The organism is Rhodococcus sp. AQ5-07 (assembly GCF_009707305.1).
Lineage (GTDB): Bacteria > Actinomycetota > Actinomycetes > Mycobacteriales > Mycobacteriaceae > Rhodococcus_F > Rhodococcus_F erythropolis.
In genome coordinates, this window is the sequence record NZ_CP046099.1 from 4,675,824 (window position 1) to 4,696,199 (window position 20,376).

Annotated in this window: 19 protein-coding genes; 7 read left to right on the forward strand and 12 right to left on the reverse strand. The window is 62.9% G+C overall.

Annotated elements, in window-relative coordinates:
- Positions 1–15 precede the first annotated feature (15 nt).
- The 4 genes from GJB56_RS21820 to GJB56_RS21835 form a co-directional block, all read right to left on the reverse strand.
- Entirely contained in the window at positions 16–852 is an 837-nt protein-coding gene (locus GJB56_RS21820) for a carbohydrate ABC transporter permease (RefSeq protein WP_019746113.1), read from the reverse strand.
- Entirely contained in the window at positions 849–2,024 is a 1,176-nt protein-coding gene (locus GJB56_RS21825; RefSeq protein WP_020971415.1) for a carbohydrate ABC transporter permease, read from the reverse strand. Before GJB56_RS21825 ends, GJB56_RS21820 begins: the two co-directional genes overlap by 4 nt.
- Before the next feature lie 20 nt (positions 2,025–2,044).
- Positions 2,045–3,334 (reverse strand): ABC transporter substrate-binding protein, encoded by a 1,290-nt coding sequence (locus tag GJB56_RS21830; protein WP_003946022.1) that lies wholly within the window; start codon positions 3,332–3,334, stop codon positions 2,045–2,047.
- Positions 3,335–3,504: 170 nt separating this feature from the next.
- A complete protein-coding gene (locus tag GJB56_RS21835; RefSeq protein ID WP_003946073.1) occupies positions 3,505–4,578 on the reverse strand; it encodes an ABC transporter ATP-binding protein in 1,074 nt (357 codons plus the stop codon).
- A 114-nt stretch (positions 4,579–4,692) separates the two neighbouring features.
- On the opposite strand from GJB56_RS21835, the gene GJB56_RS21840 reads away from it, so the two are divergent.
- Genes GJB56_RS21840 through GJB56_RS21850 form a run of 3 tightly spaced genes read left to right on the forward strand, consistent with a single transcriptional unit; the run spans position 4,693 to position 6,438 of the window.
- Entirely contained in the window at positions 4,693–5,517 is an 825-nt protein-coding gene (locus tag GJB56_RS21840; RefSeq protein ID WP_113682854.1) for a DUF2786 domain-containing protein, read from the forward strand.
- 50 nt (positions 5,518–5,567) lie between these two features.
- A complete protein-coding gene (locus GJB56_RS21845; protein WP_229757343.1) occupies positions 5,568–6,011 on the forward strand; it encodes a TIGR04338 family metallohydrolase in 444 nt (147 codons plus the stop codon).
- A gap of 58 nt (positions 6,012–6,069) precedes the next feature.
- Positions 6,070–6,438 (forward strand): helix-turn-helix domain-containing protein, encoded by a 369-nt coding sequence (locus tag GJB56_RS21850; protein ID WP_003946041.1) that lies wholly within the window; start codon positions 6,070–6,072, stop codon positions 6,436–6,438.
- Here GJB56_RS21850 and GJB56_RS21855 read toward each other — a convergent pair whose 3' ends face one another.
- Together GJB56_RS21855 and GJB56_RS21860 are read right to left on the reverse strand one after the other, a co-directional pair.
- Positions 6,439–7,026: an ATP-dependent Clp protease proteolytic subunit gene (locus GJB56_RS21855; RefSeq protein WP_003945993.1), complete on the reverse strand. Its 588-nt coding sequence runs from the start codon at positions 7,024–7,026 to the stop codon at positions 6,439–6,441. It lies immediately after the preceding gene.
- Positions 7,027–7,030: 4 nt separating this feature from the next.
- Positions 7,031–7,639: a ClpP family protease gene (locus GJB56_RS21860; RefSeq protein ID WP_113682855.1), complete on the reverse strand. Its 609-nt coding sequence runs from the start codon at positions 7,637–7,639 to the stop codon at positions 7,031–7,033.
- A gap of 271 nt (positions 7,640–7,910) precedes the next feature.
- On the opposite strand from GJB56_RS21860, the gene GJB56_RS21865 reads away from it, so the two are divergent.
- On the forward strand, positions 7,911–8,705 hold the full coding sequence (locus tag GJB56_RS21865; protein ID WP_020971420.1) for an LLM class F420-dependent oxidoreductase: 795 nt from the start codon (positions 7,911–7,913) through the stop codon (positions 8,703–8,705).
- On the opposite strand, the gene GJB56_RS21870 is transcribed toward GJB56_RS21865, so the two are convergent.
- Genes GJB56_RS21870 through GJB56_RS21880 form a run of 3 tightly spaced genes read right to left on the reverse strand, consistent with a single transcriptional unit; the run spans position 8,627 to position 12,938 of the window.
- Complete coding sequence (locus GJB56_RS21870) at positions 8,627–9,856, reverse strand: CaiB/BaiF CoA transferase family protein (protein ID WP_113682856.1); 1,230 nt, start codon at positions 9,854–9,856, stop codon at positions 8,627–8,629. The two genes, GJB56_RS21865 and GJB56_RS21870, sit on opposite strands and share 79 nt — an antisense overlap.
- Positions 9,853–11,568 (reverse strand): acyl-CoA dehydrogenase family protein, encoded by a 1,716-nt coding sequence (locus GJB56_RS21875; RefSeq protein WP_113682857.1) that lies wholly within the window; start codon positions 11,566–11,568, stop codon positions 9,853–9,855. The genes GJB56_RS21870 and GJB56_RS21875 overlap by 4 nt, the downstream gene beginning before the upstream one ends.
- Positions 11,568–12,938, reverse strand: a complete 1,371-nt coding sequence (locus GJB56_RS21880) for an MFS transporter (protein ID WP_047889988.1) — start codon at positions 12,936–12,938, stop codon at positions 11,568–11,570. Before GJB56_RS21880 ends, GJB56_RS21875 begins: the two co-directional genes overlap by 1 nt.
- A gap of 147 nt (positions 12,939–13,085) precedes the next feature.
- On the opposite strand from GJB56_RS21880, the gene GJB56_RS21885 reads away from it, so the two are divergent.
- Positions 13,086–13,964 carry a LysR family transcriptional regulator gene (locus tag GJB56_RS21885; RefSeq protein WP_031333904.1) on the forward strand — a complete coding sequence of 293 codons (879 nt, stop codon included), beginning with the start codon at positions 13,086–13,088 and terminating at the stop codon, positions 13,962–13,964.
- Here the strand turns inward: GJB56_RS21885 and GJB56_RS21890 are convergent.
- Genes GJB56_RS21890 through GJB56_RS21900 form a run of 3 tightly spaced genes read right to left on the reverse strand, consistent with a single transcriptional unit; the run spans position 13,961 to position 17,840 of the window.
- Positions 13,961–15,652 (reverse strand): acyl-CoA dehydrogenase family protein, encoded by a 1,692-nt coding sequence (locus GJB56_RS21890; RefSeq protein ID WP_113682858.1) that lies wholly within the window; start codon positions 15,650–15,652, stop codon positions 13,961–13,963. The genes GJB56_RS21885 and GJB56_RS21890 overlap by 4 nt on opposite strands.
- A gap of 10 nt (positions 15,653–15,662) precedes the next feature.
- A complete protein-coding gene (locus GJB56_RS21895) occupies positions 15,663–17,168 on the reverse strand; it encodes a class I adenylate-forming enzyme family protein (RefSeq protein ID WP_020971425.1) in 1,506 nt (501 codons plus the stop codon).
- 36 nt (positions 17,169–17,204) lie between these two features.
- A complete protein-coding gene (locus GJB56_RS21900; protein WP_007735239.1) occupies positions 17,205–17,840 on the reverse strand; it encodes a TetR/AcrR family transcriptional regulator C-terminal domain-containing protein in 636 nt (211 codons plus the stop codon).
- 175 nt (positions 17,841–18,015) lie between these two features.
- Here GJB56_RS21900 and GJB56_RS21905 point away from each other — a divergent pair, with 175 nt between their 5' ends.
- Complete coding sequence (locus GJB56_RS21905) at positions 18,016–18,996, forward strand: helix-turn-helix domain-containing protein (protein WP_113682859.1); 981 nt, start codon at positions 18,016–18,018, stop codon at positions 18,994–18,996.
- Positions 18,997–19,200: 204 nt separating this feature from the next.
- Positions 19,201–20,262, forward strand: a complete 1,062-nt coding sequence (oxdA, locus tag GJB56_RS21910) for an aliphatic aldoxime dehydratase (RefSeq protein ID WP_020971427.1) — start codon at positions 19,201–19,203, stop codon at positions 20,260–20,262.
- The last annotated feature ends 114 nt before the right edge of the window (positions 20,263–20,376 follow it).

Below are 20,376 nucleotides of genomic sequence, written 5' to 3' on the forward strand. Positions count from 1 at the left end.
GCGCGCAGGCGCGCATCACGACTTGACGCCGCCTGCGGTCAGACCGGCGATGATGCGTCGCTGGAAGATGAGAACCATGATGACCAGCGGGATCATCACAAGGGTTCCGCCGGCCATGATCGAGGTGTACGGCGTGACGAATGGGTCGGTTCCGGAGAATTTGGCCATCGCCACCGTGACGGGCGCGGTTTTGTCACTAGAGAGTTGCAGCGAGAGCAGGTACTCGTTGACCGTTGCGATGAAAGCCAAAATCGCGGTGGTGAACAGTGCCGGCGCGGCGAGCGGCAGCATGATCAGACGGAACGCCTGGCCACGGGTGGCGCCGTCGATACGCGCCGCTTCTTCGAGCTCCCACGGAAGTTCAGAGAAGAACGACGTCAGCGTGTAGACCGTCAGCGGCAGCACGAACGAGATGTTCGGGATGATCAGCGCTTTGTAGCTGCCGATCCAGCCGATGTCGGTGAACAACTGGAACAGCGGGGTCACGAGGGCGACGACCGGAAACATGGACGCGCCGAGGATGATTCCGGTGACGAAGTATTTGCCACGGAAATCGAATCGCGAGAGCGCGTACGCCGTGAACACACCGATGACCAAGGCGATCAGCGTGGTCGCACCCGCGATGATGAGGCTGTTCATCAGTGCCCGGGTGAAGTTCACCTTCGCGTCGGGATCGAGCGCCGCGGTGAAGTTCGACAGCGTGAGATTGGTGGGCCACAGCGACGTCGAGAACGTGTCAGCCGGGTCGCGCAACGCCGTCACGATCATCCAGTAGCAGGGAGCGAGTCCCCACACGATGATCAGTACGACGCCGATGTAGGTGCCGATCTTGCCGCGTAGTGCCTTGTTCATACCGGCTCCCCCTTCCGCTGCTTTTCCTGCGTGCTGACCGCATTGGCTCCGAGGAATCGGACCAGGATGAAGGCCACAGCGAAGATGATGAGGAACGTGATGGTGGACAGGGCCGAAGCCGAATTAGCGCCGACGCGCATCTGATCGACCACCAGAACCGAGATGGTGGAGGTGGCGGGATTGGATCCCATCATGATCGCGGGCAGGTCGTACATGCGCAGCGCGTCCATCGTGCGGAAGAGCACGGCCACCATGAGTGCGGGCTTGACCAGCGGAAGCGTGATCATGCGGAATCGCTGCCAGGCCGTCGCGCCGTCGACCTTGGCGGCCTCGTAGACGTCGGCGGGAATCATCTGCAGACCCGCGAGAATCAGCAACGCCATGAACGGCGCGGTCTTCCAGACGTCGGCGACGACGATCGCGAATCGTGCCGGCCAGGGATCCGCCGTCCACAGGATGTTGGTGCCGAGGATCTTGTTGGCAATGCCGTCGTTCGCGAAGATGAAGAACCACAGCTTCGCGGTGACGGCGGTGGGGATGGCCCAGGGAATCAGCACGGAGGCGCGGAGCAAACCGCGGCCGCGGAACGTCTTGGCCATGATCAGCGCCATCGACAGACCGATCACCGTCTCGAGCAGAACGGTGACGACGGTGAAGCCGAACGTATTTCCGATCGACTGCCAGAACTGCGATCCGAGCGTGCCGGGCGGGCAGGGAATCGAGCCGTTGGCGGTGTTGCAGGACTGGGTGATCCAGTTCTTGTAGTTCTCGAACCACGTGAACTGACCGGTGACGAACATGCCGGTCTCGGGGTCGAGCTTCTTGCCGTCGCTGTGCATCGACATCCAGATCGCTCGTCCGAGCGGATACAGAATGATGACGGCGAGAACGATCAGCGACGGTGCGACGAACGCCCACACCGGAACTCGTCGACGCTTCTTCGGCTTGTCGGCCGACGCAGGCGGGGGCGAGGTCGGTGGGGGTGGAGTAGCTGCAAGGTCAGGCAGAACCTTGGTCAGGGATGTCCCTGCTGCCTCGGATGCCGACGGCTCTTCTAGCGGTTCCGGTGCACGGTGTCTCCCACCAACGCCCGAACGGTCGGGACCGGTTGAACCGGCCCCGACCGTGGGGTTGGTAGGCACAGCCGCGGAAGGATCCTGCGGTTCTGCCATTGCTTATTGCTCCTGGTAGATCAGTTACCCGCGGTTTCGATGCCGGCCTTGGTGTCCGCCAAAGCCTGCTCGACGGTCTTCTCGCCGCGAATAGCAGCGTAGGTGTTGTCGGAGATCGACTTCGACACCTGCGTGTAGTACGGCGTGACGGGGCGCGGCTGAGCGGTAGCGAGTGCTTCCTTCAGGGTCGCGAAGTACGGGAACTGAGCGAGCACTGCCGGGTCGTCGTAGACAGCCGAGAGGACGGGTGCGCCGCCGACCTCGGTGAAGTACGTCTGCGACTTCTTGGTCTGCATGAACTCGAGGAAGTCACGAGCCGTTGCCGGCGCGTCGGAGTACGCGCTGATGCCGACGTTGTAGCCGCCGACGGTCGAAGCGCCCGGTCCGTCGACACCCGGAAGAACGGTGTAGCCGTACTTGCCGGCAACCGAGGTCTTCTCACCGTCGACCGAGAAGCCGGACCACGTGCGCATGAAGAGTGCCTTGCCGTCACCGAACGCGGTCTGCGACTCGCCTTCGGAGTAGGTCAGTGCTTCCTGCGGAATGGTGTTGTCGGCGAAGTTGTCGACGATCGACTGAACGCCTGCCTTCGTCTTGTCGTCGATGGCCGGGGTGAGTCCGTCCGGGCCGACCCACGGGCCGTCGAAAGCGTTGGTGATCTCGGTGGTGTTGACCGTCAGGCCCTCGTAGTTCTTGAACTGACCGATGTAGCAGGAGATGCCGGCTTCGACAGCCTTCGGGCAGTTTTCCTTGAGCTCGGCCCACGTGGTGGGAGCCTTCTCGACGAGGTCCTTGCGGTAGTACAGGAACGCGGCGTTGGTGTTCTTCGGCGCTGCGTAGAGCTTGCCGTTGTAGGTGCCCGAAGCGACGGTCGACGGCAGGAGGCCGGACTCGTCGATCGCGAGGTCACCCTCGAGCGGCAGCAGCCAGCCGTTTGCGGCGAACTGAGCCGTGTTGACGACGTCGACGCCGATGAGGTCGTACTCGTCGCTCTTGGCCTGCATGCGCTGGGTGATGTCGTCGACCTGCGCGTTGGCTTCCTTGGCCAGCGGCTTGAGCGTGACCTTCTCGTCCGGATGCTCCGCATTCCAGTCGGTGATGATGTTTTCGAGCGCCTCGTTCAGGGCATCCTGCCCCTCGACGATCGTGATGGGTCCGCGGCCTTCGCTCGAGGACGATCCCCCGGATGCGGCCGTGGTGCTGGTTCCGCTGTCCTTGTCCGAATCGGACGAGCAGCCTGCCAGTACCAGCATGGACGCTGCCGTGGCTGCAATTGCAGCGCGGCGCATCGCCTTCGAGTTCAGAACCATGGATTCGCTCCCCGTATGTGTATGACAAATAGACGGTCACCGAGAGCCGGCTCACGGCATGCGCCATGGGTGCCGGCTCCCGGCATCGGCCCCTACTGTGGCACGAGACACCCCTACTTGTGGGTATTACGCCGAACCTGAATCGGTCATGTGTCGTTTGACAGGTCCACCTAACCCAGGCGACGCCCGTCGGTGGTGGCAAAAATGTGCACCTTCTCAGGGTCGACGCGCAGGTTGACTCGCTCGCCCTTCTGCGGCGGGTTGCGCCAGTCACCACGCGAAACGATCTGCTGCAACCGTCCGCCGATCGTGGTGCGTCCGTAGACGTAGGCGTCGGAACCGAGTTCCTCGACGACGTCGACCTCCATCGGCAAGCCTTCGGCGGCGATCTCGAGGTGCTCGGGGCGAATACCCAGAACAACCTCGGTTTCGACGACACCGTTCATCGTCTCGCGCGGAACGGGAACGATCCCGTCACCGAATGCGACGCCGCCGTCGACGACGGGGAGGGTGAACAGGTTCATCGCGGGTGAACCCATGAAGCCGGCAACGAAGACGTTCTTCGGCTTGTTGTAGAGCTCACGCGGCGAGGCGCACTGCTGCAGGATTCCCTTTTCGAGGACGGCGACGCGGTCACCCATCGTCATGGCCTCGACCTGGTCGTGGGTCACGTAGACCATCGTCGTCGCGAGGCGTCGTTGCAGCTGAGCGATCTGCGTGCGCGTCTGAACACGGAGTTTCGCGTCGAGGTTCGAGAGGGGCTCGTCCATGAGGAAGACCTGCGGCTGGCGGACGATGGCGCGGCCCATCGCAACTCGCTGACGCTGGCCACCGGACAGCGCCTTGGGCTTGCGGTCGAGGTACGGCTCGAGATCGAGCATCTTCGCGACCTCTTCGACGCGGGCGCGGATCTCCGTCTTGTTGGTTCCGGCGAGCTTGAGCGCAAAACCCATGTTCTCGGCCACCGACATGTGCGGGTACAGCGCGTAGTTCTGGAAGACCATCGCGATGTCGCGCTCTTTCGGTTCCTGACCGGTGACGTCGCGGTCGCCGATGAGGATGCGCCCGCTGTGGACGTCTTCGAGCCCGGCGAGCATGCGCAGGGTGGTCGACTTTCCGCAGCCGGATGGTCCGACGAGGACGAGGAACTCGCCGTCCTCGATCTCGAGGTCGAGCTTGTCCACTGCCGGGGTGTTCGATCCGGGGAACAGGCAGGTGGTGCTCTCGAAAGTCACTGAAGCCATGACGGGGTTGATCCCTTCTACCGGCAGGAACGTGCCGGACGATCCAAGTTGAGGGTGAGCGTGTGCGCTAGCAGCATAAACGTCCGTGTCGGCGCGCGAGCGTAGTCTTTCACGGTGAGTTCGGAGAAGATGCTGACCCGCATCGGTGCGCTGCTTCGCCAAGCGGAGTCCACCGACAATCCACACGAAGGTGAAGCCTTCATGGCCGCCGCGCAGCGGTTGGCCACCGGTTCCGCGATCGACCTGGCGGTCGCGCGGGCGCACACCGCGTCCTCGGAAAAACGTGCGACACCCACTCAGCGGCTCATCACCATCGGCGAACCGGGCAAGCGCGGGCTGCGAACGTACGCCCAGTTGTTCATCGCGATCGCCGCTGCCAACGACGTACAGTGCGACATCGCGCAGACGTCGGCCGTCATCTACGCCTACGGCTTCGCCGGTGACATCGACGTGTGCGAAGCGCTGTACTCGAGCCTGCTCTTCCAGATGGTCCGTGACTCCGACGCGTACGTGCGCTCCGGGGCGTACCGCGGCGAAACATCCGTGCGGACCGTCGTCGAAACTCGTGGACGACGACGCGTCAGCACGCAGGTCCGCAAGCCGGTGGCCGGAGTGACGGCGCGCCTGAACTTCCAGATGGCGTACGCGTCCCGGATCGGTGCTCGGTTAGCCGAGACGAAGCAGGAGACGGAGAAGGCGGCGATCGCAGAATCTGCCACGTCGTCTTCGGAAACCGCACTCGTGCTGCGCAACAAGGAAATCGAGCTCAAGGACTACTACTCGTCCAACTCCCAGGCACGTGGGACGTGGCGGGGCGGTGGCCGCGCGAGTGCCGGGCATTCCTCGCATGCTCGACGAGCGGGTGATCGGGCGGCGCGCTCCGCACGTCTGGGAAACCTTCCGGAGATCGGCGGGGTGCGCGGGCAGCTCGACTCGTGAGGGATACGCAGCGGAACGCCGTCTACGAGGCAGAGACGTTGGTGCGCACCATGTTCGATCGCGCCGACGAGCGCGGACTTCGGAGCGTCGAGGTCATGGGTTCCACCATCACGTTGCCGGTCGAGCGCAAATTCGGTTCCGTCGAGTCGGTCCAGGCGTACTGCGATCAGCTACTCGGGCTGAACTGGGTACTCGCGACCTGGCCTCGCGCAACCATTCCGGTGTCCGTACGCTCCCGCGCCGGCAATGCCGCCGCTCACTACTCGAACGACGTCATCGCCGTCCCGGACGACCGTGACGGCCGGTGGGCGCTACGCGAATTCGTTGTCTTGCACGAACTTGCGCACCACCTCGGCGACCCCACTTCCGACGAGGCCTCCCACGGGCCCGAGTTCGTCGACCGCTATACGAGCCTTGTCGGCGAGATCATCGGACCCGAGGCGACCTTCGTTCTTCGAGCGATGTTTCTTGCCGGTGGTGTTCGAACGGACTAGATGTCAGCCCTCGGTGAACCGGGTGGTGTGCGAACCGGTCGGCTGGAATACTCGGCCTATGGATGCGCCGCGCAGACTGGTCCTGGTCAAGGGTGAGTCGGAACTCCCCGATCCGGCTGTCGCCGTGCGCAAACCCCCGCTGATTCGTGAAGCCTACGGACGAGTGCTGCGGGAGGTCAGACGCGATCAGGACCGAACTCTCGACGACGTAGCCGCAAAGGTCGGGATGTCGAAGCAGTACCTCTCCGAGATCGAACGGGGCAAGAAGGAACCGTCGTCGGAAATTCTGCGCGCCATCTGCGAAGCGCTCGGGATGCCGCTCGAGCACCTGCTGTTCCGAGCGGGCAACAGGATCGTTGCGCTCAACTCCCTCACCTTCGGACATTCTCCCGCACCGATCTCCGGTCCCGTCCTGATGGCAGCCTGATCAGTTCCCTTCGATGAGGGTGTCAGCCAGTCCGTAGGAGATAGCGTCGTCGGCAGTGAAGATCCTGTCTCGATCGGTGTCCTTGCGGAGCCGCTCGACGCTCTGACCGGTGTGCTTACTCAGAATCGCCTCGGTCTGCTCCCGGATTCTCAGGATCTCGGCTGCTTGAAGCGCGAGGTCCGAGATGGTGCCGCTACCTTGCGTCGACGGTTGATGCAGCAGCACCCGCGAATGGGCAAGAACATGCCGATGGCCCGGAGTGCCTGCGGCCAGAAGCACTGCAGCAGCCGAAGCCGCTTGACCCATGCAGTACGTCGAAATCGTCGGTTTCAAGAACTGCATGGTGTCGTAGATCGCGAGCATCGCCGTGGTGGAACCGCCGGGAGAGTTGATGTACAAACCGATTTCGCGATCCGGGTTGTCGGCCTGCAGATGCAGCATCTGAGCCATCACGACATTGGCGACGCCGTCGTCGATCTCTGTGCCGAGAAAGACGATGCGTTCGTTGAGCAGCCTGCTGAAGATGTCGAAAGATCGCTCACCCGTCGGTGTTCGCTCGATGACACTGGGAATCGTGTACTGGGACATGACGTCACAATCCGATCTTGGGGAAGGTGGCTTGCGGTGCGATCTCGGCGAAGGACGTCACGACGCGGTCGACGATTCCGTACTCGCGCGCCTGCTCGGCGGTGAACCAGCGATCCCGATCGCTGTCGGTCTCGATCTCTTCGACGGTCCGGCCCGTTTCGGCGGCGAGGATTTCCTGCGATTGACGCTTCATCAGCTCGAGACTCTCGGCCTGGATCGCAATGTCCACCGCAGTGCCACCGATACCCGCCGAAGGTTGGTGCATCATGATGCGGCTGTGCGCCAGGCTGATTCGCTTGCCGTGGGTGCCGGAGCAGAGAAGCACCTGGCCCATGCTGGCGGCGAAGCCCATCGCGACCGTCACGACGTCGTTGGGGATGAGCTTCATCGTGTCGTAGATGGCCAGCCCGGCAAACACCGATCCGCCGGGTGAATTGATGTAGAGCACGATGTCGCGCTTGGGGTCGGTGGTGGCGAGGAGCACCAGTTCCGAACACACACGTTCGGCCATGGCGTCGTTGACCTCGCCGGTGAGCAGAATGGTTCGCTGTCGGAAGAGCCTGTCTGTCAACAGGTCACGGTAGCCGGTATCGGTGGGCACTTCAGTAGTCATGAATCCATTCCTACCGGCGCGGCAGTGCCGCGGCCCCGCCTGTCTGCTGTGGGCAGACCACCCCTGTTCTTGCCTGCCCCCCCCTTTTTGCCCGCCCCCCTTTGTGAGCGAACGGCACGTTCAGTCGATCTAAGGCGCCGAAGGTACCGTTCGCTCGAAAAGGGGTGGGTACAAGTGCGGGCAAACCCGTCACCGACGGCGGCGGTAGCGGTACCGCGCACACCCGGCCATGATGGGAGAAGACAACCATTCCTCTCGTCAGGAGCGTGGCATGACTCGTCCGGTACGCATCGGTGTTCAACTCCAACCCCAGCACGCACCCGATTACGGGTTGATACGCGACGCCGTCTTGCGGTCCGAGGACGCCGGGGTGGACATCGTCTTCAACTGGGACCACTTCTACCCGTTGACCGGCGATCCCGACGGCGCCCACTTCGAATGCTGGACCATGCTCGGCGCCTGGGCCGAGCAGACCGAACGCGTCGAAATCGGCGCCCTGGTCACCGGTGGTGGCTACCGCAATCCGGATCTGCTCGCCGACATGGCGCGAACCGTCGACCACATCAGCGGCGGACGCCTGATCCTCGGCATCGGTGCCGGCTGGTTCGAGAAGGACTACGACCAGTTCGGATACGACTTCGGCACTCCCGGTTCACGGCTGAAACTGCTGGGCGAATACCTCCCCCGCATCACGGGCCGCCTGGCGAAGGGCAACCCGCCGCCGACGCGCAACATCCCGGTCCTCATCGGCGGTGGCGGCGAGAAGAAGACCCTGCGCTTGGTCGCCGAGTACGCCGACGTCTGGCACAGCTTCGGTGACCGCGAGACACACCTGCGCAAGTCAGGCATCCTCTCCGACCATTGCGCCGACGTAGGCCGGAACCCGCTGGAAGTAGAGCACTCGGTTCCGTGGCCTGGGCTCGAGAATGCTGCTGACCTGGTCGCCGACGGTGTCTCGCTCTTCACCGTCGGCGTCAGCGGACCGGACTACGACCTCACGACGCTTGCCGAGGCCATCGCTTGGCGCGACGACAACACACCGCCTGCGTTGAGCGGGCTGGCCTGAGCGGTACCAAGGACTTCGTCGTTGTCGGCGCCGAGAACGGGCGGCGCCGACGTCAGACGTGGCCTCTGGCCGGAGAAGTTGACCGGAAAGGCCACTTGCTTCAACGGTCCGAGCGTCGGATGGTCGACGGTTCCGACCATTCCGAGCGCGGCGGTGTGGGGATCGGAGTAGATCTCGTCGAGATGGCGGATCGGTGACACCGGCACGGCGCGTTCGGCGAGAAGAGCGCACCAGTGTTCGACGGTTTCCGATGTGAAGGCGCTGGTGAGTTCTCGTTCCAGACTCTCGCGGTTCTCCACCCTGTCGCGGTTGTGGACGAAACGCGGATCGGTGACCAGTTCACTCCTTCCGATGGCCTCGCACAGCGACGCCCACATCGCGTCGTTGCCGACAGCGATGACGAAGTACCCGTCGCTGGCAGGAAATGCTTGATACGGAGCAAGATTCGGATGACCGGAGCCCAACGCAGTCGGGCGCTCACCGGTGGCAAAGTAACTGGTCGCCCAGTTCACGTGCATCGCGAGTTGGCACTCGTACAGCGACGTGGTCACGTACTGTCCGCGTCCGGTCCGGCCTCGTTCGACCAATGCGGCCAGGACACCGACCAGACCGAAAAGCGCTGCGCCCAAGTCTCCCAACGCAAACCCGGATTTCATCGGAGCACCACCCGGTTCACCGGTGAGCGACATGAGCCCACCCGCGGCCTGCGCGATCATGTCGTACCCCGGTTCGTCGCGCAGCGGTCCTTCTTCACCGAAGGCAGAGATGTGCAGGGTGATCAGATGCGGGTATCGCTCGGACAGTGCCTGGTAGTCGAAGATCTTCTGTAATCCGCTGCCCGGCTTGAAGTTCTCCACGACTACATCGGTCTCTTCGAGCATGCGGTGGATGATCTCCTGTCCTTCGGTGGACTTGAGGTCGATCGTGACCGACTTCTTACCGCGGTTGATCGCGAGGTAGTAGGCGGCATCTACCCCGACGAAGGGAGGCCCCCACGAACGCGTGGGGTCGCCGCCTTCAGGGTGTTCGATCTTGGTGACGTCGGCACCGAGATCGGCAAGCGACATGGTTGCGTACGGCCCGGCAAGGATCTTCGACAGATCCAGAACACGGACACCGGCGAGGGGTGTGGGGCCTGTTGGAGAGTTCACCGATGACCACCTGCTACAGAGAGGAACTCGGCTACGACGTCACGTGCATCATCCAGCTCGACGTCACCGCCGTCGGTGATCACGTCGAGATTGCCGAGCGCAGCCGACGGCACCTTCCCGGCAAGACCGGCCAGGTAGGAATTAGCCACCAGCAGTGACCGGTACCCATTACCGTGTCGGATGCCGTGATCCGCAAGATCGAAAAGCAGGGTCGCCATGACGGCACGAGCGAGCTCGTCGGCATACTTTGCGCTGGCGGCCTGGGCGGCATCGTCAGATCCGGAGATCAGACGATCTCCTTCCTCTACCAGTTCCTCCCAGCGCCGCAACAGAACTCCGGCCCCGGCTTCGCAATCCGGTCCGACGGTGGACAGGATGTCCGTCATAGCTCCCGCGACCGTGCGGTGCGAGTTGAACTTGCGCAGGCACCGAAGTACGTCCAGCGCAATGACGTTGCTCGAGCCCTCCCAGATCGAGCCCAAGTGGGCATCCCGCACTAGTCGCGCGTTCGCCCAATCCTCGATGTAGCCGTTTCCTCCGCGCACCTCCATGGCCTCGCCGGTGACCACCCGCGCGCGTTTGCAGACAAAGTGTTTGGCGATCGGCGTCAGTACCCTGATCAGTGCGCGCGCCTGTTCGTCGCCGCCGTCTGCTGCCTGAAGACACTGTGCGCTGTACGCGACCAGGGCCAGCGAAGCCTCGGCATCGAGTGCAAGGGGAAGAAGCGTCGCCCGCATCAGCGGCTGGTCGAAGAGCTTCTTACCGAACACGACTCGACTCTTCGAATGTTCGACGGCTTCGCGGACTGCTCGGCGCATGAGAGCGCTCGAACGCATCGCATTGGACAGGCGAGACGTGTTGACCATCTCCGCCATCTGGCGGAACCCTCGATCGAGTTCACCGACCTGGAGTGCGTGCGCGCGGTTCAGCGTCACCTCGCCGCTCGGCATCGAACGCGTACCCAGCTTGTCCTTGAGACGATCGATCGTGAGGTTGTTGCGCTCGCCGGATCCCAAGGTCTTGGGCACCATGAACATTCCAACTCCACGCGTCGAACCATCCTGTCCGCCCGGGAATCTCGCGAGGGTGATGATCACATCGGCATCCGGGTTGGAGGCGAACCACTTCTTGCCCGTCAGAACCCATCCGTCACCGTCGCGCTCGGCGCGTGTTTCGGTGCAGGCGATGTCGGTGCCTGCCTGAATCTCGGTCATGAACATCGCACCCGTCTTCGCCTGCTCGGGGTCCGTCGACGTCAACGCGTCGATCCAGGGCGAGAACACGGCCGGATCACCGAACATACGCAGGGTCCGCGCAGCAGCATCTGTCATCGACACCGGGCAGGCCAGCCCGAACTCTGCCTGCACGAAGATGTACGACGCGAGGTACTTCGCGAGTGGCGGATGCACGGAGTCCCATCCGTGCAACCCTTTTCGGTGCGACATGGCGGACAGGCCGTACTCGTTGTACGCCGCCCGGCACAGTTCCAGGTAGGCCGGGTGATAGGAAATCCGGTCGACGCGGTCACCGGCCTTGTCGAATTGCTGCAGCACCGGCGGGTTCTTGTCTGCGATGTCGGCAAGCTCGGACAAACGGCCGGCGGCATCTCGGCCCAGTCGGTCGAGCAATCCGTTCAACGTCTCTCGGTCCGCCCCGGCGGTCCATCTGTCCACTACCGCTGTCAGAGCGGGGTCGGTGTATGCAAAGTTCATCAGTGGTCTACGCCTTTCAGGGTGGAAACATCGGTCATGTTCGAGGAGCTCGTCGACTCCAGCCCTTGCGCGTGCAGCGCACTCCTGCGCAACAGTGCCGTCATACAGACAAGGGAGAGAACGACATACACGAGCCCAAGAGCGACGACCGGCCAGATCGAGTTGGTTCGCGTCAGCAGATACTGGCTGACCATCGGGGCCGTTCCGGCAAATACGGCTGTCGACAATTGGTACGACAGAGAGATGCCGGTATACCGAACATTGGTGGGGAAAACCTGCGCCAGGATGCCGGCCAACGCGGCGTAATACATTGCGTGAGGCGCCGTCGCGAGGACCATACCCAGAATCGCCAAGGGCACGGAGCCCGTCTGAACCAGCACGAACATCAGTGGTAGGAGCACGATCTCCGGAAGCAGCATCCAACGGACCGCTTTCGACGGATCGATCCGCGTGGCCAGCACAGCACCGAAAGGCTGTACGAGCGCCTGGGCTACCAGTGCCACGGTGATCACGAGGAGAAAGTCACTGCGCTCGAAGCCGAGATCCGTTGTCGCCCAAGAGAGCGCAAAGGTTGTCTTGACGTACGTGATGGCAACACCGGCAACCACAGCGCCGACGCCGAGAGCAAGTTCGACGGGATGCGAACGCAACACTTCGACCAGCGGCATCCGTGTACGTTCCTGTGCCGCAACAGCCTTCTTCATCTCGGGTGTCTCGGAGATGTGCAGTCGGATGTAGAGAGCGACGATCACCAAAGCTGCGGATCCGAGGAACGGCAGACGCCAACCCCACGACTCGAACACGGAATCCGACATCAACGTCAGGCCGAGGAAGGCCAGCGTCGCGAGCAGGTTGCCGACCGGTGAACCCTGCTGCGCAAACGCACCGTAGAGCACCTTTTTCTTCGGGGGAGCGAACTCTGTGGCGATCAATACGGCGCCACCCCATTCGCCGCCCATGGCAATGCCCTGGAGAACACGCAGTGCCACAAGCAGTATCGGTGCCCAGATCCCGATCTGGGAGTACGTAGGGAGGAGGCCGACACCGACAGTTCCCAACCCCATGAGCGCGAGGGTGATGATCACGGCGTTCTTGCGACCGAACTTGTCTCCGAAATGACCGAACACCACTCCGCCGACCGGACGAGCCACGAATCCCACGGCAAAAGTCGCGAAGGCTGCGAGTGTTCCCACCGCCGGCGACGCATCCGGGAAGAACAGCGGGCCGAGCACCAAGGCAGATGCGGTTCCGTAGATGTAGAAGTCGAACCACTCGATAGTCGTTCCGACAAACGCCGTGATTCCGGCCTTGCGTGCCTGTTTGGTGTTGTATTCAGGCGGATTGGTGTCTTGACCTGGGTGTTGATCCACGGTTCTCCCTGATTCTCGCGTCGGGCATCACCAAGGGATGCAATGTGAGGCGTGAATCACTATCGTCCGAAATCCATGTAGAGTCCAAGACTTAGTTCGACTCATTTATGTGGAAGAACCACATAAATGAAACCCGGGAGGAGCGACATGGAATTGCGTCAGCTGCGCGCGTTTCTCGCAGTCGCCGACGAGCTTCATTTCGGCCGGGCCGCCGAGCGACTCCACATCGGGCAGTCCCCGCTCAGCCAGACAATTCGGGCGCTCGAGCGCGAACTCGGCACCGACCTGTTTGTCCGGACCACCAGATCAGTGCAATTGACCGCAGCCGGCGAAGCCTTGGTCACGCCCGCACGAATCATCGAAGCGCAGATCGCCGTCGTACGGGATATCGCATCAGCGGCGTCGACCGGGGAAACAGGCCGTGTCACGGTGGGTTTCGGCGGAACGGGCGGCTACACGGTGCTGTCGGCCCTCACACGATCGCTGGCCGACTCCCATCCGGGAATCGAACTGGACCTACGGCCGCAGATGTACTCGGGTGAGGTGCTCGACGCTCTCCGACGCGGAACACTCGACATGGGCATAGTCGGCCTGCCCATTCCGCGCGGATTCGAGACTCACACTGTGCGCGAGGAAACCTTGATGGTCGCGGTTCCGGCCAGGCATCACCTCAGTACCCGGGACTCGGTGTCACCGGAAGACCTGGCAACCGAGCGATTCGTGATGTATCCCGCCGAGCACGGCTCGGTGGTGCGCGATGCGACGTTGTCCGTCTGCGCCACAGCAGGTTTCACGCCCACCGTCGCGCACGAAGCCCCCGATCCGTACAGCCTGTTGGCCATGGTCGGAGCGGGGGTCGGGATCGCCGTCGTCGTGGAGTCGACGGCGCATCTGTCCATGGACGGGGTCGTGTACCTGCCGATCGCCGGGGCCACGCCCACGCTGAAAATCGCGATGGCATGGCGGCCCAACAATCCGACGCCGGCAGTACACACCGTCACCAGGGTACTGAGGGAGCAGCCTTAGGCTCTCGCGAGAATTCCGGCGAAATCTGTTCCCACAGGCAGAGTTCCGTACTCGTGACCACGGTCGGCGCCGAGGCGAGCGGCAATGAACGCATCGGACGAAGCGGCCGGGGAGTGGCGCACCATGAGCGAAGCCTGCAGCGCCAACGCCATTGCCTCGACGACGGTCCGAGCGCGGAGCTGGGCGTCGGCGGGTGCCATCGTGGCGAGCTCACCGAGTTGGCGTCGTACCCGATCGAGGTGATGATCGAGGACCGGGTTGTTGCCGCGAGCGAGGTTGACCTCGTGGTCGAAGGCGGCAACGGAATCGGGTTCACGGGTCATAGCGCGCAGGACATCGAGCGCGATGACGTTGCCCGACCCCTCCCACACGGCCATGACGGGCTGCTCACGGTAGCGACGGGCAAGCGGGAAGTCCTCGGTGTAGCCGTTGCCGCCCAGGCACTCGAGTGCCTCGTAGGAGTGGTGCGGGCCGCGCTTGCAGATCCAGTACTTCGCAACAGCCGTCGCGAGTCGGCGGAACGCCTTTTCCTGCTCGTCCGCGTCCTCGTCCTGCGCGCGAGCCAATCGCAGTGCGGTGATGGTGGCGGCTTCGGATTCGAGAGCCAGATCGGCAAGCACCGACGTCATCGCCGGCTGATCTGCCAGGACGGCACCGAAAGCGCTGCGGTGCCGTGCATGCCACACCGCTTCGGCGACCGACTGACGCATACCTGCCGTGCTGCCGAGGATGCAGTCGAGTCGCGTCTGGGACACCATTTCGATGATGGTCCGCACGCCACGACCCGGTTCGCCGATCATGGTGCCGACGGTGCCGTCGAGTTCGATCTCGGACGACGCGTTGGACTTGTTGCCCAGCTTGTTCTTCAGACGCTGGATGCGGAAGATGTTGCGTGTGCCGTCGGGCAGGATGCGGGGGAGAAGGAAGCAGGAAAGTCCCTCACCGGCTGCACCTTCGGCCTGAGCAAGAACCAGGAACGCGTCGGACATCGGCGCGGAGCAGAACCACTTGTGTCCGGTGAGCAGGTAGTCCGCACCCGGGCCGCCACGTCCGGCCGGCTTGGCGATGGTCGTGTTGGCTCGCACGTCGGAGCCGCCCTGCTTTTCCGTCATGGACATTCCGAATATCGCGGATGCCTTTCCGGGAGCATCCAACTCGGGGGTGTAGCTCCGAGAAAGGGCACGCGGGGTCCAGATGGCGGCTACATCGGGTTGCAGCTCGAGCGAGGGGATCACGGCGTGCGTCATGGAGATCGGGCACGCGTGGCCCGGTTCGACCTGGGAGAAGAGCATGAATGCCGCGGCCCGAGCCACGTTGGCACCCGGCTTCGGGTCAGCCCAGGCAGAGGTGTGCGCACCGTGCGCAACGGCAGCAGAGATGATCCGGTGATACGACGGATGGTATTCGACCTCGTCGATGCGGTTTCCCCAGCGATCGAAGGTCTTCAATTCGGGGATCACCGTGTTGGCCAACTCGGCGTCGTGCTGGAATCCAGCACTGCCAACCAGTTCACCAATGTCGGTGAGTTCGCTTGTGGCCCAATCGGCGTCGTGGCGCGCGACGCCTTCGACCAGGACCGCATCGAGCTGGAACTCGTTGACGTCCGTGCGCGGTACCGACTGGTTGAGCACTGCATGGGTGCGATGCGGAGCCGGGTGGGTGACGGTCTTCTCGGAAATATCAGTCATGACAGGCCTTTCAGCTCGCTGCGCGGATGAGGTGCTTCTGGATCTTGCCGGTCGGTGTACGCGGAAGAATGGTCGCGAACACCACTTCACGCGGAATCTTGTAGCGCGCCAACTTGTCCGAGAGGTAGTCCTTGATGTCGTCGGCGCTGATGACATCCGGTTCACGCCAGACGACGTGTGCGACGACGGTCTCGCCCCATTCTTCGTTGGGTTTTCCGACAACGGCGACGTCGACGACGTCCGGGTGGCCGGAGATCACGTCCTCGACCTCCTTGGAGTAGACGTTCTCACCGCCCGTGATGATCATGTCCTTCGCGCGGTCGACGATGAAGAGGTAACCGTCCGCATCCTTGCGCGCCAGATCGCCGGTGCGATACCAACCTCCGTCGGCAAAAGCAGCCTTCGTGGCAGCGGGGTCGTCGAGGTACCCCTGCATGACGGTGTCGGCGCGCAGCCAGATCTCACCGATCTGATCGGGCTCCGCGTCGGTGCCGTCATCGGCAACCAGGCGCAGGTCGACGCCGGCCAGCGCGACGCGGCCGATCGAGCCCGCCTTGCTCAACTGCTCCTCGGGGTACAGCACAGTGCCCACCGGCCCGGTCTCGGTCATGCCGTAGACCTGCCGGAATTCGGTGGTGCCGTACGACTCCACCAGTCGCCGAGCGACATCCGCGCCGATCGGTCCGCCGCCGTACAACCACGCACGAACGCTACCGAGGTTGTAGTCGGCAAAGTTCGGCACGAGGTTGAGTGCAGTGGTGTAGATGACCGGCGGGCCGAAGCAGAGGGTAATACGTTGTTCCTGAACAGTTTCCAGGAATTTGACGGGATGGTACTCGCGCAGCAGCACGACGGTTCCGCCCATGTAGAGCGTGGACATGAACCAGTTGTTGAGCGGGGAAGCGTGCCAGATCGGGACGGCCATGAGCAGGCGCTCGTCCCGAGTCGTCGACACGGCGAGGGCCGCGGTGACGGCAACACCGACGACGTTGCGGTGGCTGTGGACGCAGCCCTTGGGCGAGCCGGTAGTCCCCGAGGTGTAGAGGATTTCAGCCGGATCGTTCTCGTCGATGTCGATACCGTCAACGCCCTCTTGGCGGGTGATGGCGTCGTCGAAGAAGTCGAAACCGTCTGCGACAGAGTCCGTGCTGATCAGCTTGGCCGTTGTCTCCAGTCGACCGACAACCGGCGCCAACTCACCGTCGAAGACGCACACCGACACCTTCGCGTGTCCCAGCACGTAGGCAACTTCCGGAGTCTGCATCTTGTGGTTGATGGGGACCACGACGGCGCCCAAGCGCCAGGCACCGAGCATCGCGTACACGAATCCCGGAGTGTTGTAACACATCAGCGCGACGCGGTCGCCCGGCTGCACGCCCAGCGACTGCAAATAGCCTGCGGCGCGTCGACTTCCGTCCTGAACCTGGGAGTACGTGTGATCGTGACCGTCGAATATCAGGAAGGGTTTGTCCGGGGTCTTGGTGACGTTGCTGTCGAATACGCGAACGATATTCATCGAAGTCCTTGTCGGAGAATCACGCTCGAAGAGAGTTCATTCCATCGAGCTGTTGAGTACGGCGTCGGGTATCTGGAGAGTGGCGAAGATGACGGCGACCGCCTCCTCGAGGGAGTAACCGAAGCTCTCGCCGGTGGCAGTTTTCTGAATGACGAGGCCGAAGATCGCAGACCAGAAGGCCTTGGATTCGACGTCGATGCCCGCGCGCAGCTGCCAGCCGGTGCGGATCAAGGTACGGAGGAGGGCTGTTTCACCCGAGGAATGCAGAGTGCGAAGCGTCTCGGAGATCAGATCGCGGAGTTCACCACGGCGACCCGTCATCATCATCGCTTCCACGAACAGTTCGACACTGGGAGCGCCCGAGCCGAGGAGTGATCCGACCAGCTTCTCGGTGTAGTCGCCCACGGTGTCGGCGTCGGCGGCATCGACCTCGGCACGCTTGCCTGCGCGCAGAACGGCTGCACACGCCACCTCGACGAAGAGCTTCTCTTTTGAGCCGTAGTAGTAGGTCACCTGGTTGGGATGGGCGCCGGCGGCGGTGCAGATCTGCGCGATGGACACGCTGTCGCCATGTTCGAGGAAGAGCTCGGTTGCAGCGTTGAACAGTGCCATGCGCGTCTGCTTGCCCGACTCACGCGTCGCGCGCGCTGCGGGAACTGACTCGGTGACCATCACGAACTCCTACTTGTTTGTATGACAAACAATAACTCGGCGTTGTTTGTATGGCAAACAATTTCTCCCGACGTGATGACATGTCGACTCCTATCGACATGTCCGATGTGCGGGATTACTCTCTGAACATCGAGCACCCGAGAACTTCGGCTTTTCTGCGAGGAGGCGCCCTGCAATGCTCGCGCGATCCGGCTTCTCCCTGCCCACACGCACGACTCTCACGGGCGACTGGGCAGATTTATTGCGTGAGCATTTTGTCGCGCTCGACGTATCCGATATCGAAGACGGCGATGGATTCAGCGGGGCCGTGCACTCGGCCCAACTCGCACACGTTCGGGTGTCCGCAGTTCAATCGATGGAACAACGAATAGTCCGTAGCAGCAGCCTGATCAAGAGTGACGGTGCGGACTATCTGCAAATCGGAATGATCCGCCGCGGTAGCGCGGTAGTGCGGCAAGACGACCGCGAATGCGTCCTACGACGTGGCGACTACGTCCTGTACGACACCACGCGCCCCTTCGATTGGCAGATCGAGGGACACGCACACGACGGCATCTGGGGACTCGAGGTGTTCACCTGGCCACGGTCATACCTGTCCCTCAGCGACGCGGAGGTCACGAGCTTGACCGCCATTGCCTTCGACGGACACGCGGGCCTGAGTGGCCTGCTGGGTCGCTTTCTTCACGATCTTGCCTCCGTCCGCATGACGTCCGACGCGAGCGGAGACGAGGAGGAAGTCGTCAACGAGATCGGCAGCCTGGTCAAGTCGGTTCTTCACGCAACCGCGCGTCCGATCGTCTCCCGGCGAACTGGCCTGTACGAATCCGCTCTGGCGGCCATAGACGCCCGCATCGCTGACCCGGCCCTGTCACCGGTGGACATCGCGGGATCAGTCAAAGTCTCCATTCGCCAGTTGCACCGAGCCTTCGCCGAACACGGCACAACGGTGTCGCGTTCGATTCGCGGCCGTCGACTCGACGGTTGCCGTCGTGAGATCGTGCAACGCCACGGCGTAGAGCGGTCGCTGACCCAGATTTCTCACCGCTGGGGATTCACCGACCTGGCCGCCTTCAGTCGCGCATTCAAGGCGGAGTTCGGGATCAGCCCGCGGCAATACCGGTCGCAAGCAGTGGCCCCCACAAGTACTGCCCGCTGATCTGTAACATCCTCGGACACTTACCCATTCAACATGATGTTCAAAACGTTCTGTCGCCGACGCCTATCCACAATTCTCGGCGCGGTAGGCCAAGTATCGGGCGCTGACGGCCAAGTTTGCTCGGCCTCGCGGGCGTAGATTTTCGGCACGGCGTTGCCAAGTGCCAGGCACCCGATCCGGCCACCTACATCACAGGGAGCACTCATGGAATCTGCAATCGGTGAACATCTTCAATGCCCGCGCACGCTGACCAGGCGCGTTCCGGATACCTATTCGCCACCATTTCCCATGTGGGTCGGGCGTGCGGACGACACATTGCACCAGGTCGCGATGGGCTATCTCGGCGTGCAGTTCCGCGGCGAGGATCAGCGCTCGGCAGCACTGCAGTCCATGCGGGATATCGTCGCCGGCTTCGACTTGCCGGACGGACCGGCACACCACGATCTGACCCACCACATCGACAACCAGGGCTACGAGAATCTGATCGTGGTCGGGTACTGGAAAGATGTTTCTTCCCAACATCGTTGGAGCACATCAGCTCCGGTGGCCTCCTGGTGGGAGTCCGAGGACCGCTTGTCCGACGGATTGGGGTTCTTCCGGGAGATCGTGGCCCCGAGAGCCGAACAATTCGAGACGCTCTACGCGTTCCAGGACGATCTCCCCGGAGTGGGAGCCGTCATGGACGGTGTCAGCGGCGAGATCAACGAGCACGGCTACTGGGGTTCGATGCGCGAGCGCTTTCCGATCTCTCAGACCGACTGGATGCAGGCCTCGGGCGAACTACGGGTCGTCGCCGGTGACCCCGCCGCAGGTGGGCGGGTAGTAGTGCGGGGACACGACAACATCGCACTGATCAGATCCGGGCAGGACTGGGCCGACGCGGAAGCAGACGAGCGCAGCCTCTACCTCGACGAAATCCTGCCGACTCTTCAATCGGGCATGGACTTCCTCCGCGACAACGGCCCGGCCGTCGGGTGCTACAGCAACCGTTTCGTACGCAATATCGACATCGACGGAAACTTCCTCGACCTGAGCTACAACATCGGTCACTGGGCCTCACTCGACCAACTCGAGCGGTGGTCGGAATCCCACCCGACCCATCTGCGGATCTTCACGACGTTCTTCCGGGTCGCCGAGGGCCTGTCGAAATTACGTCTCTACCATGAGGTCTCGGTATTCGATGCCGCCGATCAGCTGTACGAGTACATCAACTGCCATCCCGGGACCGGGATGCTGCGCGACGCGGTGACCACCGCCGCGCACTGACCGAAGCCGCCGGAAAACTTCGGCCACGTTCTTTCCCTCGGAGGCAACTCGAGATATGTTGACGAGTGTCGACATATCTCAGTAGAGGCCATCGAGGAAGCGCGGACAGCACAC